The sequence below is a fragment of the Acidimicrobiales bacterium genome (assembly GCA_022452035.1).
Classification (GTDB): Bacteria; Actinomycetota; Acidimicrobiia; order Acidimicrobiales; family MedAcidi-G1; genus UBA9410.
Genome location: JAKURV010000007.1, coordinates 51,203 through 67,753 on the forward strand (window position 1 = coordinate 51,203; position 16,551 = coordinate 67,753).

Sequence of the window (16,551 nt, forward strand, 5' to 3'; positions counted from 1 at the left end):
GGCCGTGTATGACGCCTCCCTGGCCGACCGGATCCCCGCCGGGACCGATCCCGACCGGGTGGCCGAGCTGTTTATCGACTGGGCAGCCGAGCGGAGCCTGGATCTCTACGACGCTCAGGAGGAGGCCGTCCTAGAGATTCTGGGCGGCAGTCACGTTGTGCTGGCCACCCCCACCGGATCCGGGAAGTCGCTGGTGGCCATAGCGGCCCACGCGGCGGCTCTGGCCCGCGGCGACCGCAGCATCTACACCGCCCCCATCAAGGCGCTGGTCAGCGAGAAGTTCTTCGCCCTGGCCCGAGACTTCGGCGCGGCCAACGTGGGCATGGTCACAGGTGACGCCTCGGTCAACGCCGATGCGCCAATCGTCTGCGCAACCGCCGAGATCCTCGCCCACCAGGCCCTGCGCGAGGGTGCGGCCTGCCCGTTTGGCCTGGTGGTAGCCGACGAGTTTCACTTCTACGCCGACCCCCAACGGGGCTGGGCCTGGCAGGTCCCCCTGCTGGAACTACCGCAGGCCCAGTTCCTGCTCATGTCAGCCACCCTCGGTCCAACGGCCCGGTTCACCGAGGACCTGATCCGCCGGACCGGCCGACCTGCGGTCACCGTGGCCGGCACAGTCCGGCCGGTGCCCCTCACCTTCCAGTATCAGGAGACCCCCCTCCACGAGTCCATCACCGAGCTGGTCGAGACCGACCGGGCGCCGGTCTACATCGTCCACTTCACCCAGAAGGCGGCCGCTGAGAAGGCCCAGGACCTATGCAGCCTCGACGTGCTCTCCAAGGAGCAGAAGGCGGCCGTCCGTGAGGCGGTGGGTGGGTTCCGGTTCGACACACCGATCGGCAAGGACCTGAAGCGGTTCATCGGCCACGGGATCGGCCTGCACCACGCCGGGATGCTCCCCCGCTACCGACTCCTGGTCGAGAAGCTGGCCCAGGCTGGCCTCCTGAAGCTGATCTGCGGCACCGACACCCTCGGGGTGGGGGTGAACGTCCCCATTCGGACCGTGCTGTTCACGCAGCTCTGCAAGTACGACGGGGTGTCGACCCGGCTGCTCGGTAACCGAGAATTCGCCCAGATCGCCGGGCGGGCTGGGCGACGGGGCTTCGACGACGAGGGCCACGTGTGGGTCCAGGCACCGGTTCACTGGATCGAAAACCGGCGGGCTGAGGCCAAGGCGGTTGCTGATCCCGCCAAGCGGAAAAAGTTGGTAAGGAAGAAGCCTCCGGAACGGGGCTACGCCCACTGGAACGTGGAGACGTTCGACCGGCTGGTCTCCGGGGCGCCCGAGCCACTCACGTCCTCGTTCGAAGTCTCCCACCAGATGGTGCTCAACGTGCTGTCCCGTCCCGGGGACGGCCGCCGGGACCTCAGGCGCCTCCTGCTGGACAACCACGAGCCCCGCGACCGCCAGCGCCGCCATGTCCGTAAGGCCATCGGCGTCTACCGGTCACTGCGCGACGCTGGGATTGTCGTGGAACTGGACGAGCCGGACGATGAGGGGCGGATGGTCTCGGTCGGCGTCGATCTGCAGGACCGCTTCGCCCTCCATCAACCGCTGTCCCTGTTCGCCCTCGAGGTCATCCCCGAGTTGGCCGACCGGCCCAACGACCCGGGGATCTCGGCCGCTCCGGACCTCGATCCGGACGCCACGACCCGGGCCCACGCCCTGGACGTCCTTTCGGTGATCGAATCGGTGCTGGAGAACCCCAGCGTGATCCTGGCTGCCCAGGTCAACCGGCTCCGCTCTGAGCTGGTGGCCCGGCTCAAGATGGAGGGTGTCGAATACGAGGAACGCATGGAGCGTCTGGCCGAGGTGGAGCCGCCCCGACCGCTAAAGGAGTTCCTGTACGGCACGTTCGACGTGTTCCGTAGGCATCACCCCTGGGTGGGCGACGAGAACGTGAAGCCCAAGTCGGTGGCCCGGGAGCTGTACGAAACCGGCTTCGAGTTCCGCCAATACATCGAACATCACGGCCTCAAGCGCTCCGAGGGGACTGTGCTGCGGTACCTAGGCGAGGCCTACAAGGCGCTGGTCCAGAATGTGCCCGAGGACTCCAAGACCGAGGCCCTTTACGACCTGGAGGCCTGGATGGGAGAAACGATCCGCCAGGTGGACTCCAGCCTGCTGGACGAGTGGGAGAAGCTCCGCCACCCCGCCGATGAGACGGTCGAGACGGTCGAGGACCAGGCACCCGACCGACCGGACGTGACCCGCAACGCCCGGGCCTTCCGGGTGATGGTCCGTAACGAGGTCTTCCGATGGGTCCAGTTGCTGTCTCGTCGCCGCCTCGATGACCACGAGGCGCTGGCTGGGGTGCCCACGGTGGGGGACGTACGGCGAACGGCCGACGACGTGACGGAGTCCATCGCCCCGTACTGGGAGGAGCACCCCGAGCTCCCTACCGACAGCCACGCCCGGGGTGGTGCCTTCTTTTCCCTGGATGACAGCGGACCTGACCGGTGGCCGGTCCGCCAGACTGTCGCCGACCCCGAGGGCCACCACGAGTGGGTGCTTGACGGCGAGGTGGACCTGGCCGCTTCCCGCGAGGAGGGTCGGGCCGTAGTCCGCCTAGGGGCAATCCACCGCCTGTGAGGTGGCCGTCCTAGAAGTCGCGGTCGGCCACGAAGCAGGCCAGACCGGCGAGCTCGACGACCACGGTTTCGACCAGGTCGACGCCACCCAGGGTGTCCAGGGCGGTCTCCAGGTGCTGCCGGGCCTCGACCACTGTCCGGTCCCGGCCCCCAGCCTCCTCGATGAGCGCCGCTGCTCGTGCCACGTCGGCATCGGAAAGGTCACCGTCGCCGGCGTATACGGCACGCAGCTCGTCAGCCGCCGAGTCGCCGGCGTTCAGCACCAGGGCCACCGGCAGTGACTTCTTGCGCTCCCGCAGATCGTTGCCGGCCGCCTTCCCAGTCACCGTCGGATCGCCCCAGATGCCCAGCACGTCATCCACGGCCTGGAAGGCCAAGCCCATCTCCTGCCCGAAGGCTTCCAGGGCGTTCACCCGGGTGGTGTCGGCCCCGGCCAGTACGGCACCGACCGAGGCGGCGTATCCGAGCAGGGCACCGGTTTTGTCGGCCTCCATGGCCAGGCAGGCCGCTAGGTCCACGTCGAGCCGGTCGTCAAAGGCCATGTCGGCAGCCTGTCCGGCGATCATGGCCGCCGTGGCGTCAACCAGCCGGGTGGTGGCCACCACCCGCTCGGGGGTCGGGTCGTCCAGCAGGACCTGGAAGGCCAGAGTGTGCAGGGCGTCACCGGATATCACCGCTTCATCCACCCCGAAGGCCGACCAGACGGTGGCCCGATGACGTCGTTCGGTGTCGCCGTCGATGATGTCGTCGTGGACCAGCGAGAAGTTGTGGACCAGCTCCACGGCCACTGCGCCGGGAACCCCGACCTCGGCTGGAGCGCCCACGGCCTCGGCCGATAGGAGGGCCAGCGTCGGTCGGAGGCCCTTGCCCGCCCCGACACCAGCCGGCGAGCCGGTGTGCTCATCCCACCCGAAGTGGTAACGGGCCGGGAGTCGAAGGTCTGGGCACAGCCGGTCCACCGCTTCCTCCAGGGCTGGCTCGACTAGGAGGCGGGCTCGTTCCAGGCAGTCGAGGGCAGCCATCAGCCGCGCCGGTCGGGGAGGAACCGGTAGGCGTCGCGTACCTCGGCGACCCGTTCCGGGTCCACGTCGGCCACCACGACGCTCTCGGCGTGGTCGACCCCCTCAGCCAGCACTTCGCCCATCGGGTCCACAATCACCGTGTCGCCTGAGTAGGTCAGCCCGTCGGCCACCCCGACCCGGTTAACGCCTACCACGTAGGCCTGGTTCTCGATGGCCCGGGCCAGCAGCAGGGTCCGCCAATGGTGGCGCCGGGACTCCGGCCAGTTGGCTACCACCAGGTAGACGTCGGTGTCGGCGGCCCGGTCCCAGAAGGCATTGGCGAACCGCAGGTCGTAGCAGACGAAGAGCGAGACCCGTAGCCCGTCCACCTCCACGGTGACCGGGCGGTGACCGGGTCGGTAGTGCTTGTGCTCGTCGGCGAACGTGAACGGGTGCAGTTTGTCGTAGTGGTGTCGGGTGCCGTCCGGCCCAACCAACAGGAAGCGGTTCACCGGGTGGGCGTCGTTGCGGTCCCGGGTCGGGATTGACCCACCGATCCACACGTCTTGCTCGGCGGCCCGGGCTACCAGGAACTGCTCAGTGGGGCCGCCGGGAGGTTCGGCGATCCGGTCGGCGGCCAGCGAGAAGCCGGGACCGAACATCTCGGTTAGGACGACCAGCCGGGCCCCGTCTTCCGCCGCGGCGGCGATAAGGGGCTCCAGGAGGTCGCAGGTGGCCGCGGCGTCCTCCCACACGATGTCGTGCTGGAGTGCGGCGATCCTCATGGCCTCAGGCTGCCAGACCGGACAACCGGTCCATGGCCTCGTCGAGGACCTCGATCCGCTTGCAGTAGGCGAAGCGCACAATGGACCGGCCTGCCTGCTGGTCGTCGTAGAAGACCCGGTTGGGGATGGCCACCACGCCGCATCGTCCCGGGAGGTCCCGGCAGAAGTCCATGCCGTCGTCGTAGCCGAGGGGCCGGACGTCGGCCGTCAGGTAGTAGGTGCCCGGAGCGGGATAGACGTCCAGGCCGGCGGCAGCCAGGCCGGCCGACACCCGATCCCGCTTGGCCCAGAGGTCGGCGGCTAGGCCGGTGAAGTAGTCGTCGCCCAGGTTCAGGGCGGTGACCATGGCCCGCTGGAAGGGCGCCCCGCTGGTGAACGTTAGGTGCTGCTTGACGGTATGGACGGCCTGGATCAGGTCCGACTGTGCGTGGGCCCAGCCCACCTTCCAGCCCGTGGTCCCGAAAGATTTCCCCCCCGACGAGATGGTGACCGTGCGGTCGGCCATACCGGGCAACGTGGCCAGCGGGACGTGGCGTATCCCGTCGTAGGTCATGTGCTCGTAGACCTCGTCGGTGACCACCAACAGGTCGTGCTGCAGGGCGACCTGGGCGATGGCGGCCAGCTCGTCGGAGCTGAACACCTTGCCCGTTGGGTTGTGAGGAGTGTTGAGCAGGATCAGCCGGGTGTCGGGTCCGATGGCTGCCTCTAGGTCGGCCTGGTCGAACGAGTAATCAGGGGCCCGAAGCGTGACCGACCGACGTACCCCGCCAGCCAGCTCGATGATCGCCGCGTATAGGTCGAAGTAGGGCTCGAAGACCACGACCTCCTGGCCGGGCTCCACGAGAGCCAGGATCGAAGCGCCTAGGGCCTCGGAGGCCCCAGTGGACACCATGACGTCGGCCGGGTCCACGTCCAGGCCGTAGAACCGTCGCTGGTGGTCGGCCACGGCCTGCCTAAGTTCTGGGATACCACGGTCCGGGGGGTACTGGTTGTGGCCAGCTCGGATTGCGGCCACCGCGGCGTCGAGCACCTCGGAAGGGCCGTCGGTGTCGGGGAAGCCCTGGCCCAGGTTGATGGATCCCGTCTCGAGGGCCAGCGTCGACATCTCGGCGAAGATCGACAGGCGGTGGCCCTGCATCCGCTCGACCAGGTGCGGGTTCGGGTCGTTCATGGCAGCCGACGCTACCGGTGGTCGGGGGCGGCCCGGGTCGGCGCTCAGGAGGCGTCGATGGCTGCCCAGACCTTCTCCGGCGTCATCGGCATGTCCAGGTGCCGGATCCCGTACGGCGCCAGAGCGTCGACCACTGCGCTCTGGACTGCGGCCGTCGAGCCGATGCTCCCCGACTCTCCGATGCCCTTGGCCCCCAGCGGGTTCCGGGGCGTCGGGGTCTCCATGAAGCTTCGCTCGTAGCTCGGTACCTCCATGGTGGAAACCGCTGTGTAGTCGGCCAAGTTGGTGGTCTGCGGGTTGCCGTTCTCGTCGTAGCGAAACTCCTCCATCAGCCCCTGGGCGATGCCCTGGGCCAGGCCACCGTGGATCTGGCCGGCGGCCAGCAGCGGGTTCACGATCCGACCCGAGTCGTCCACTGCCACCACCCGGTCGATGACGGCCTGGCCGGTCTCCGTATCCAGTTCCACGACTACCACGTGGGTGCCGAAGGGGAAAGTGGCCCCGTCCTGGGAGTGGTCGGATAGGCCGGCCAGCTCGCCGTCGGCTGCTCCGGCCACGTCGGCCCACGTGCGGGCCATGCTCGGCGTGCCGGCCACGTGGAACGCCCCGTGTTCCCGGTCGTGGACGACGTCGGCAGGCGCCGCCTCCAAGAGGTCAGCGGCCGCTTCGCGGGCCACCTCGACCAGCTTTTCTGAGGCGTCGGCCATGGCTGAGCCGGCAATTTGCACGGAGCGGGACCCGCCCGTGGTGTTCCCGGTGGGGATGGCATCGGTGTCGCCGTGGAATACCTCGATGGCGTCCAACGGCAGGCCTAGGCGGTCGGCGACCAGCATGGCCCATGTTGTGTGGTGGCCCGTTCCGATCGGTGTAGCACCGGTGGAGGCCAGAACCGTGCCGTCGGACCTCAGGCGGACTTCGGCGTACTCGCTGCCCCCGAAGCCCGTGATCTCCACGTAGGTGGCTACCCCGATGCCCATCTGCACCGGGTCACCAGCGTCGCGGCGCCGCTGCTGTTCGACCCTCAACCCGGCGTAGTCGACAACCTGCAGGGCCCGGTCTAGCGACCCTTCATAGTCGCCGCAGTCCATGCTGGTGCCGGTGGGCGTGGTGTACGGGAAGGCCTCGGGAGCCACGAAGTTGGCCCGCCGTACCTCGGTGGGGTCCATTCCGATTTCCACGGCGAACAGGTCCATGGCTCGCTCGATGGCCGCTGTAGCCTCCGGCCGGCCGGCGCCCCGGTAGGCACATGTTGGGGCCGTGTTGGTGGCCACGCTGACCGCAGAAAACTCCACATTGGCGATGTCGTAGACCCCGGTGGCCAGGTTGCGGGTGAACTCGGGGAGGAAAGCCCCCCACTTTGGGTAAGCCCCGCAGTCCTGCACCACGTTGAGGCGGTAGTGAGTGACCCGTCCGTCCCGGGTCCCGCCGAGGGTGACTGTCTGGCCCTGGGCTCGTCCGTGGACGTAGGCCGACAGGTTCTCGGTGCGGCTCTCGACCCAGCGCACTGGGCGTCCCAGCAGGCGGGCCAGTTGTGCCACCACGATCTCCTCTTCGGAGACCATGCCCTTGGCGCCGAACCCGCCGCCGATGTCTTTCACCAGCACCCGAACATCGGCGGGTTCCATGTCCAGAGATTCAGCCACCCCGTCCCGGAAGCCGTGGGTTCCCTGGGAACTGGCCCAGCAGGTCAGTTTCCCGTCGGTGTAGTCGGCAGCGACCACTCGGGGCTCGATGGATACGGGGGCTACCCGGGAGTTCCAGAGTTCCTCGGTGACCACGGTCTCGCATCTGGAGAAGTCGATGGTGCCCTTGGACGGGATCTCCCACATGACGTTGTCGGATCGTCCGTCGAATAGGACGGTGTCGGCGGCTACGGCGTCGTCCACGGAAACGACGACGGGGAGGGCCTCGATGTCGGCCCAGACGGCTTCGGCGGCGTCGGCGGCCTGGTAGGCCGTCTCGGCCACCACCACGGCTATCGGCTCACCTACGAACCGCACCCGGTCACGGGCCAGGAAGGGCCGGCGAGCTTCCTTGGCGTAGAAGCCCATGGGCGGTTTCCGGTCCTCGAGCCCGAGGTCGTCGGCTGTGTACACGGCCACCACGCCGGGCATGGAGCGGGCCTCGTCCACGTCGATCGACAGGATGGTGCCGTGGGCTGTCGTGGAGCGCACGAAGTGGGCGTGTAGCAGGTCCTCAAACTGCTGGTTGGCCACGTACTCCCCCTGGCCCCGGATCAGCGTGGCGTCCTCGCGACGCAGCACGGCGTTGCCCAGGATGGAGGTGCTGGACTGGCCGGGAATTCCCCGGGCTGGGATGGTCTCGCTCAAGGTCGTTCTCGTTCCTTCTGCTCAGCTTCCGACCGGTGGACGCCCATGCTCACTCGGCGGGATAGCGCTCGAGCAGCTTTCTGGCGATAACCATCTTCTGGATCTCGCTCGTTCCCTCGCCGATGATCATTAGCGGGGTGTCGCGAAAGTAGCGCTCCACCGGGAACTCGGTGGTGTAGCCGTTGCCGCCGTGGATGCGTAACGCCTCGGTGGCGATCTCGAACGCCGCCTCGGAGGCGAACAGCTTGGCCATGCCGGCCTCCATGTCGACCCGTTGCCCGGCGTCGGCCCGCCGGGCGGCGTCGTAGGTCATGAGGCGGGCCGCCTGCAGTTTGGTAGCCATATCGGCCAACTTGAACTGGATGGCCTGGTGCTCGTAGATGGGTCGGCCGAACGTCTCGCGCTGCTGGGCGTACCGCATGGCCGCATCGAAGGCCGCCTGGGCTACGCCGACCGACCGGGCAGCCACGTTGATCCGACCTAACTCGAGGGCCGAGAGGGCGTACTGCCGACCGTGGCCCATCCCATCGTCTCCGCCCAGCACGTTGGCGTGGGGCACGCGGTGGTCCACGTAGGACATCTCGACCGTCTCTAGGCCCTTGTAGCCCAGCTTTTCGATGTTTTTCGAGACCGTGATCCCCTCAAACGACCCACCTGGCTCCTTCTCGACCAGGAAGCAGGTGATGCGGTCGTCGGGGGTGCGGGCCATCAGCATGACAAGGGACGACCGCTGGCCGTTGGTGACCCAGAACTTGGTGCCGTTGACTACCCACTCGTCGCCGTCTCGCTCGGCTCGGCACCGAATGGCACCTGTGTCGCTGCCGGCATCGGGTTCCGACAGAGAGAAGGCGGCCCGAAACGAGCCGTCGCACATCCGGGGCAGGAATCGCTGGCGCTGCTCCTCGGTCCCGAACCGGCCGATCATGGTGGCGCCGATCTTGTGTGTGTTGAGGATGCCAGCTAGGGACATGAAGCCTCGGGAGAGCTCCTCGATGATCCTGGCGTAGGTGGTGATGTCTAGGCCCAGGCCCCCGTATTCCTCGGGGATGGTGGAGCCGAACAGTCCGAAGTCGCACATCTGGTCGAACATGGCCTGGGGGAAGGTGTCGGAGTGCTCAAACTCGGCGGCGTTCGGCATGACCTCGCGGTCGACCCACGTGCGGATGGTGTCGACGATCTCGTCGGCCAGCGCCTGGTCGGTCGCCATGGCCCCTCCTCATTTCGGTCCCGGTCGGGTGAGTCTCACAGCCCGGTGGCGGTGGAAGCGAGGCGGGCTGGGAGGCTGCGCGCCCCGGCCCCCCGTCTCTTCCTGATCCTTCTGGTCGCCTCCATCGGTGTCCTTCCCTAGCGGTGTCCGGTGTAGGCCGGGCTCCCCTCGGCCGGGGCGCAACTGCGACACTGACTTGGGGGAGGGACCATGGCCGACCGACAAGAGAATCTGGGTGCCGAGCCCCGTCCGAAGAAGGAGTACGTGACCATCGTCGTCGAGCGAGAGGTCCCTGCGCCTCGGGCGGCGGCCTTCGACGCCCTCTGTACCCTGATCTCCGAACGGGCCGGTGGCTACGTGACCGAGGGGGATCCGGCCCCGCACGGGCTCGGTGCCCGAGTGGAGTTCACGGTCGGTGACCTGCACCTCGCTGAACAGGTGATCTCCTTCGAGCCGCCGTGGCGTCGGGTCTACGAGTTGAACGGCGCACCGGTTGTCCTGTACCAGGGCACCACGGTGTTCACCGACCGTGGTGAGACCTGCTTGATGGCCTGGTCTCTGGTCATCGACCCTTTACCTGACGGGGGTAGCGATCGGTTCCTGGTCGCCGCTGAGACCTTTCTGGACGACTTCGCCGATGCTCTAGTCGCTCGAGCCGAGATCATTAGCCTGTCGACTTCCGACTGACTGGAGACCCCATGCGCATCGCTCTAAACGCCTCGGCCGAACTCCTCCACGCCGACCTGGGACGCCTGCGGGAGCACGCAGAACGGGCGGCCGACGATGGGTTCTCGGGCTGGTGGCTGGCTCAGACTGGGCTCGTCGACGCCCTGACCGCCTTCACGGCGTTGGCCAACACGGCACCTGGACTCGAGTTCGGCACGGCGGTGGTCCCGACCTACCCTCGCCACCCCACAGCTCTAGCCGGCCAGGCCCTGACTACGGCGGCCGCCTTGAGGGACCGTTCTCTTGTCTTGGGTATCGGCCTGTCCCACCGCCCGGTGATCGAGGGCATGTTGGGGCTGTCGTTCGAGAAGCCCATCCGACACCTGATCGACTACCTAGCGGTCCTCCAGCCCCTGCTGGAGTCCGGATCGGTGTCAGTCGATGGGGAGGCGTTCACCGCCCACGTGGACACTGGTCGGCCCACAGACCGGCCTCCGTCGGTGATGGTGGCTGCCCTGGGCGAGCAGGCCCTGCGGGTGGCTGGGCACCATACCGACGGCACCATCCTCTGGATGGTCGGGCCGCGCACAGTGGCCTCCCACATCGCCCCCCGCATGAACGAGGCGGCGGCGGCCGCTGGCCGTGCCGCACCCCGGATCGTATGCAGCCTCCCAACCTGTGTAACCGATGACGTCGAGGCGGCCCGCTCGGCGGCGGCGGCCGTCTTCGAGATCTACGGACAGTTGCCGTCTTACCGGGCCATGCTGGACCGCGAGGGTGTCGACCACCCGGGTGAGGTAGCAATCGTAGGCACCGAGGAGGAAGTGGCCGCCCAACTGGCCAATCTGGCCGAGGCCGGGGTGACCGACTTCGCGGCGCTGGAGTTCGGTACCACGGCCGACGAGTCCGCCCGGACCCGAGCCCTGCTAGTCAGCCAGCTCTGACCTGGGATCCACCCGGTGGATGGGACGTCGGCGGGGTCCAGCGCTAGGGTAGACCTAACCTGACGGACCGTCAGAAACGCTCAGGAGTTGCAATGACGACCATTCCTCGCATCATCTCGGTCGATGACCACGTGGTGGAGCCGCCCGACCTGTGGACCTCCCGCCTGCCGGCGAAGTACCAGGACCGGTGTCCCCGGGTTGAGCGTGACACGGCCGAGTTCAACTTTGAGGGCGGCGTCTTCTCGTTCGAGAAGGGGGTCGAAGGTGGGGAGATGTGCGACTGGTGGTTGTACGACGACCTCGTCTATCCCTTCCCCAAGCTGTCGGCGGCCGCTGGCTTCGACGAGCTGGACGTGGTCCCCGTTACCTTCGACGAGATCCACCCGGCGGGTTGGAAGCAGGCCGACCGGCTGACTGCCATGGACGAGAACCATGTCGACGTGTCGGTCTGCTTCCCCAACGTGCTGCCCCGGTTCTGCGGCCAGGCCTTTCTGGAGCGGGAGGACAAGGACCTCGCCCTGCTCTGCGTCCAGGCTTACAACGACTGGATAATCGACGAGTGGTGCGCCGGCGACGGGCGCGGTCGCCTTATCCCGCTGACCCTTATCCCCCTGTGGGACCCGGTCGCCGCGGCCGCCGAGATCCACCGGTGCGCCAACAAGGGCTCGTTCGCCGTGGCCTTCTCCGAGAACCCGTTCCCGCTGGGCTTGCCGTCCATCCACGACAAGGACCGCTTCTGGGATCCGTTTTTCGTGGCCTGTCAGGAGACGGACACCATTGTCAATATGCACATCGGGTCTAGTTCCAAAATGCCGACCACGTCGCCCGACGCGCCGTTCTCGGTGTCGTCCACAATCACGTTCGCCAACGCCATGGGGTCCATGTGCGACTACATCCTGTCCGGGATGTTCGTCCGGTTCCCGAAGCTGAAGATCGCCTATGCCGAGGGCCAGGTCGGGTGGATGCCCTACGTGGTGGAGCGCATGGACAAGATCTGGGCCGAGCGGGGAGACGCCAGCTTCGGCATCGATTTGCCTGAGCCACCCAGTTCGTACATCCCGGGCCACGTCTGGGGCTGCATCTTCGACGACGAGATTGGTCTCAAGAACCGAGACGTCATCGGCCTAGACCAGATCTGCTTTGAGGTGGACTTCCCCCACGCCGATACGACGTACCCCCATACGCTGGACGTGGCTACGAAGATCTGCCGGGAGGCGGGCCTTGACGACGACGAGGTCTACAAGCTGATGCGGGGCAACGCCATCAAGGCGTTCGGCCTGGAGCGCTTCGGCATCACCGAGTAGACGGGTAACCAGTGCCGGAGGCGAACCGCGACGTGTGAGGTCCCGGGTTCAGGGCCGGGTGAAGGCCGGGCTGAAGGCGTCCTTCGGGACCTCATCCAGTGGCGTAGCCACCTCGTCGACCGAAGGGCCGATGCGCTCGGCCAGCGGCGCCAGGGCGTCGAGGTCGATGCGGTACACCTCGGCCGCGTTCTCGGCGAATACCTTCCGAAGGTCGGCCTCGTCCCAACCGCTGAATGAGCGGCGGAGGTGGTCCCGGTTGTAGGGGAACGTGCTCTCGTTGTGGGGGTAGTCGCTCCCCCACATCATCCGTTCGATACCAACCTTTTTCATGGCGTCAGCCTCTGACGGGCTCGGGAAACTAGCCCCGATCCAGACGTTGCGAACGAAGTACTCGCTGGGCCTGTCGGGCAGCACGATGTCGGCGGAGAAGCCCAGCTCACCGACCCGACCCGAGGCCATCTGGGCGTGGTAGCCGTCCATCCGGCGGAGGTCCTCAAGCACCCAGGCCACGCCCTGTTCGGTCATCACGTAACGGAGTTCCGGGAACCGATTGAACACCCCGGACATAATGAGATGCGAAAGGTTCCGATGGGCGAAGAACGGAACCTCCAGTAGGAACATGAGGCCGGACGCCGGGGTGTCGCCGTAGTTGGGGTTGCCCGAACCACCATGCTGGGTGATCGTCAGGTCGAGGTCCCGACAGGCCGCCCACAGGCGGTCGTAAACCGGGTCGTAAAGGCCGGGCATCCCGGAGTCGGGTGGCACAGCGGGGAGCATGAAGCTGGAGTGGCCGTTCTCGGCAGCCAACTTCAGGTCGGCGATGGTGTCGTCGAGGTCAAAGAGGAACACCTGGGGTAAGCCGCAGCGGCGTTCCGGGTGAGCGGCACACCAGTCCTTCAGCCACCGGTTATGGGTCCGAACGCCCTCGAGACGCCGGTCGTAGTCGGGGCGGTTGGTAGGCGGGTAGGTGATGAGCGCCCCGGTCGGGAAGAACGGAGGGACGGTGTTCGGGAAGACGATTTCGGCGGCCACCCCCTCAGCGTCCAGATCGCCGTTGCGCCGGTCGTCGTCCCAGTTGCGTGACCGGCCGTCGTCCTGAAGGTCACGGAAGGGGTTGGAGTAGGCACCCCGCCACTCGGCGAAGGCCTCCCGGTAGGCCGGTGCGAGGTACTCCTCGTAGGCCTTCATGTTCCCGCCGGCGTGGCAGTCCGACGAGATCAGCGTGTATGGGGCGGCTGTGTTGGTAGCGGTCATGACTTCCTTCTCCGCTCGAATCGGATCGTAGGTTGGCCTAATTGGCCAGGAAGGCAAAATCGGTGTCGTGATCGAGCTACTCATCGACGGGATCCAGCAGGCCGATACCACCGCCTGACCCTCCCCGGCTCTACGTCAGCCCAGCGGGTAAGCCGTCCGATCGCAGATCGGACGGAGGGCGAAGCTGGACACCATACGGGCCACCCCGGGCAGTTGGGCCAGGTGGGTTCGGTGGAGGACCTCGTAGTCGGCTACGTCCCGGACCACCACGTGAACCAGGTAGTCAAAGTCGCCGGCCATCAGATGGCAACTGAGGATCTCCGGGCGGTCGCTGACTGCCCGCTCGAAGGCGTCCAGGGTCGGCTCGTCTTGACCGGTCAGCGTGATCTCCACAAATACGTCAGTACCCAGACCCACGGCAGCCGGGTCCACTAGGGCCACGTAGCGGGCAATCAGGCCAACCTCCTCCAGGCGTCGGACCCGCCGGAGGCAGGCCGAGGGCGACAGGTGGACGGCCTCGGCCAGGTCCACGTTGGGAACTCGACCGTCCTCCTGGAGCAGCGCCAGCAGCGATCGGTCGATGGCATTCAGTTCTCCCAAGGATTCTTTTAGCACATTTTTTTCGCTCATTTCAAGAAGTCTACGCCTTTCAATTGTGTACTTTTAAACTCTTGCGCTGGTTTACACAATCAAACAGCGTCACCACGACCGTAGCGTTGACCCCACGAGGGGCACAACAGCCCCACCGGACGACGGAGCACTTCCATGGACATCGGGGTCCCCGCCGAGACAAAGAACGCCGAGCGACGGGTCGGCCTTACTCCGGCCGCCGCCGGAGAACTGGTGGCCCGCGGCCACAACGTGCGCATCGAAACCGGTGCCGGCGAGGGCGCCGGGTTCGGCGACGTGGCCTACAAGGAGGTCGGCGCGACCATCGCCGGTTCGGCCGACCAGGTGTTCGCCGACGCCGAGATGATCGTCAAGGTCAAGGAACCGCTCGCCCCCGAGCGGGCCCGCCTCCGGCCCCACCACACCCTGTTCACCTTCCTCCACCTGGCGGCCGACCGTCCCCAGACCGAGGACCTCCTGGCCAGCGGGGCAACTTGTATCGCCTACGAGACGGTGACAGACGACGCCGGCCGTCTGCCGCTCCTGGCACCCATGTCGGCTATCGCCGGCCGCATGTCTATCCAGGCCGGAGCCCACGCACTGGAGGCCACCCAGGGTGGCGCCGGCCTACTGCTGGGCGGCGTACCCGGCGTGCGTCCGGGCCGGGTCGTCGTCATCGGCGGCGGGGTGGTCGGCGAGAACGCAGCCGAGATGGCCGTAGGCCTGGGAGCCGACGTCACCGTCCTGGACCGCAGCCATGCCGTGCTAGACGGTCTGGCCAAGCGCTTCGCCGGTCGGGTCAAGACCGTGTACTCCACGAAAGCCGAGCTCGAGGCCTCGGTGTACGACGCCGACATGGTGATCGGCGCCGTGCTCGTCAAGGGGGCTCGGGCACCCCACCTGGTGACCCGCGACATGCTCAGGCGCATGCGGCCCGGCTCGGTGATTGTCGACGTCGCCGTCGACCAGGGTGGCTGCTTCGAGACCACGAAACCCACCACTCACACCAACCCCACCTTCGCGGTGGGCGGAATCGTCCACTACTGCGTAGCCAACATGCCAGGCGCCGTGCCCCGCACGTCCACTCAGGCCCTGTCCAACGCCACCCTGCCATTCACGCTGTCCCTAGCCGACAGAGGAACCGATGCCGCTCTGAAGGCCGACCCGCACCTGCTGAACGGCCTAAACGTCTGCGCCGGTGGCGTGACCGATCGCGCCGTGGCCGAGACCTTCGACCTGGAACACGTCGACCCTCTCGTCGCTCTAACTCGGCGCTAGTCCTCCGCCCGACCCACCCTCAGCGGGCCATCGAACAAGGCCGCTCCGGTTCCAATCCATCCACGACATAGCGGAGCGGTACCAAGACACCCTCGTCTTCCGACGACCGGCCCGGTTCTGGGCCACGGGTAGCGTCGGACCATGGTCGTCCTCACCGACCCTCGGGCTGACGTGGTCGTGGTGGGCGGAGGCATCCTCGGCCTGGCCACAGCCCACGCCCTGATCCGCCGCCTGCCCGGCATCTCGGTGGTGGTGCTTGAGAAGGAGAACACCGTCGCCGTCCACCAGACGGGCCGCAACAGCGGGGTGATCCACGCCGGCCTCTACTACCCACCCGGCTCGCTGAAGGCCGGCCTAGCCGTCCGGGGTGGCGAACGGTTGGTGGACTTCTGCGCCGACCACGGAATCGCCCACGACCGCTGCGGCAAACTGGTCGTGGCCACATCGGACGACCAGCGGCCCCAGTTGACCGCCCTGGCCGAACGGGCCCGGGCCAATGGAGTGCCGGTCACCGAACTCACCCCTGGGGCGGCGGCCGAACACGAGCCCCACGTGTCCTGCGTGGCCGCCCTGCACGTCCCATCCACCGGCCGAGCCGACTTCGCCGCCGTGGCCCAATCCCTCGCCGGGCTAGTCGCGGCGGCGGGTGGAGAAGTCCGGACCGGAGTCCAAGCCGGACGGGCGACGACAACCGCCGAAGGCTGGCTAATCGACACGCCGAATGGCCCGATCCGATCCCGGTTCCTGGTGGGATGCGCCGGACTCCACGCTGACCGGGTGGCTCGACGTTCAGGAGCGCGACCCGACGCCCGCATCCTGCCCTTCCGGGGCGAGTACCTGGACGTGACCGGCCCGTCGGCCGACCTGGTCCGGGGTCTGGTCTACCCGGTTCCCGATCCGCGTTTCCCGTTCCTGGGTGTGCACCTCACCCGGAACCTCGACGGCGGGGTCCACGCCGGCCCCAACGCCGTGCTAGCCCTAGCCCGGGAGGGCTACAACTGGTCCGACATCTCACTACGCGACATGGCTTCAACCCTGGTGTGGCCCGGCACGGCACGGCTCCTGCGTCGCTACTGGCGCCCCGGCCTAGACGAGATGTTCAGGTCGTTGTCACGTCACCGCTTCATGACAGCCGCACGACTGCTAGTCCCAGGCCTCGATGCCGCCGACGTTCGTCGGGCGCCCGCAGGAGTAAGGGCCCAGGCTGTTGACAGGGGTGGCACCCTGCTCGATGACTTCCACCTGCTCGACGGCGACCGGTCGTTGCACGTCCTGAACGCCCCATCACCTGCCGCCACAGCATCGCTGGAGATCGGCACGTTGGTCGCCGATCGCGTGATGGCCGGTCTAGCCCACTGAACACGCCCGATATATGGGACCGCCCACCGAAAAGACCATGGCCGATAGCCA

At 67.3% G+C, this 16,551-nt stretch carries 13 protein-coding genes; 6 read left to right on the forward strand and 7 right to left on the reverse strand.

What is annotated here, in order from left to right; all coding sequences use genetic code 11:
- Nucleotides 1–4: 4 nt before the first annotated feature.
- Entirely contained in the window at nt 5–2,593 is a 2,589-nt protein-coding gene (locus MK181_04000; protein MCH2418960.1) for a DUF3516 domain-containing protein, read from the forward strand.
- 10 nt (nt 2,594–2,603) lie between these two features.
- Here the strand turns inward: MK181_04000 and MK181_04005 are convergent, their stop codons facing one another.
- The 5 genes from MK181_04005 to MK181_04025 are packed head-to-tail and all read right to left on the reverse strand — an operon-like array spanning nt 2,604 to nt 9,086.
- Nucleotides 2,604–3,614 (reverse strand): polyprenyl synthetase family protein, encoded by a 1,011-nt coding sequence (locus MK181_04005; GenBank protein ID MCH2418961.1) that lies wholly within the window; start codon nt 3,612–3,614, stop codon nt 2,604–2,606.
- On the reverse strand, nt 3,614–4,378 hold the full coding sequence (locus tag MK181_04010; protein MCH2418962.1) for a carbon-nitrogen family hydrolase: 765 nt from the start codon (nt 4,376–4,378) through the stop codon (nt 3,614–3,616). Before MK181_04010 ends, MK181_04005 begins: the two co-directional genes overlap by 1 nt.
- A gap of 4 nt (nt 4,379–4,382) precedes the next feature.
- Nucleotides 4,383–5,549 (reverse strand): pyridoxal phosphate-dependent aminotransferase, encoded by a 1,167-nt coding sequence (locus MK181_04015; protein ID MCH2418963.1) that lies wholly within the window; start codon nt 5,547–5,549, stop codon nt 4,383–4,385.
- A gap of 44 nt (nt 5,550–5,593) precedes the next feature.
- A complete protein-coding gene (locus MK181_04020; protein MCH2418964.1) occupies nt 5,594–7,879 on the reverse strand; it encodes a xanthine dehydrogenase family protein molybdopterin-binding subunit in 2,286 nt (761 codons plus the stop codon).
- 49 nt (nt 7,880–7,928) lie between these two features.
- A complete protein-coding gene (locus MK181_04025) occupies nt 7,929–9,086 on the reverse strand; it encodes an acyl-CoA dehydrogenase family protein (GenBank protein ID MCH2418965.1) in 1,158 nt (385 codons plus the stop codon).
- A 210-nt stretch (nt 9,087–9,296) separates the two neighbouring features.
- On the opposite strand from MK181_04025, the gene MK181_04030 reads away from it, so the two are divergent.
- From MK181_04030 to MK181_04040, 3 genes are all read left to right on the forward strand, one after another.
- Nucleotides 9,297–9,773: a hypothetical protein gene (locus tag MK181_04030; protein MCH2418966.1), complete on the forward strand. Its 477-nt coding sequence runs from the start codon at nt 9,297–9,299 to the stop codon at nt 9,771–9,773.
- Between the two features lie 11 nt (nt 9,774–9,784).
- Nucleotides 9,785–10,696: a TIGR03564 family F420-dependent LLM class oxidoreductase gene (locus MK181_04035; GenBank protein MCH2418967.1), complete on the forward strand. Its 912-nt coding sequence runs from the start codon at nt 9,785–9,787 to the stop codon at nt 10,694–10,696.
- 92 nt (nt 10,697–10,788) lie between these two features.
- Nucleotides 10,789–12,000, forward strand: a complete 1,212-nt coding sequence (locus MK181_04040; protein MCH2418968.1) for an amidohydrolase — start codon at nt 10,789–10,791, stop codon at nt 11,998–12,000.
- Nucleotides 12,001–12,048: 48 nt separating this feature from the next.
- On the opposite strand, the gene MK181_04045 is transcribed toward MK181_04040, so the two are convergent.
- Both MK181_04045 and MK181_04050 read right to left on the reverse strand, forming a co-directional pair.
- Complete coding sequence (locus tag MK181_04045; protein MCH2418969.1) at nt 12,049–13,254, reverse strand: amidohydrolase; 1,206 nt, start codon at nt 13,252–13,254, stop codon at nt 12,049–12,051.
- A gap of 135 nt (nt 13,255–13,389) precedes the next feature.
- Complete coding sequence (locus MK181_04050; GenBank protein MCH2418970.1) at nt 13,390–13,884, reverse strand: Lrp/AsnC family transcriptional regulator; 495 nt, start codon at nt 13,882–13,884, stop codon at nt 13,390–13,392.
- A 135-nt stretch (nt 13,885–14,019) separates the two neighbouring features.
- Between MK181_04050 and ald the strand changes: the two genes are divergently transcribed.
- Both ald and lhgO read left to right on the forward strand, forming a co-directional pair.
- Nucleotides 14,020–15,141, forward strand: a complete 1,122-nt coding sequence (gene ald, locus MK181_04055; GenBank protein MCH2418971.1) for an alanine dehydrogenase — start codon at nt 14,020–14,022, stop codon at nt 15,139–15,141.
- 141 nt (nt 15,142–15,282) lie between these two features.
- Nucleotides 15,283–16,500, forward strand: a complete 1,218-nt coding sequence (lhgO, locus tag MK181_04060) for an L-2-hydroxyglutarate oxidase (GenBank protein ID MCH2418972.1) — start codon at nt 15,283–15,285, stop codon at nt 16,498–16,500.
- Nucleotides 16,501–16,551 lie beyond the last annotated feature (51 nt).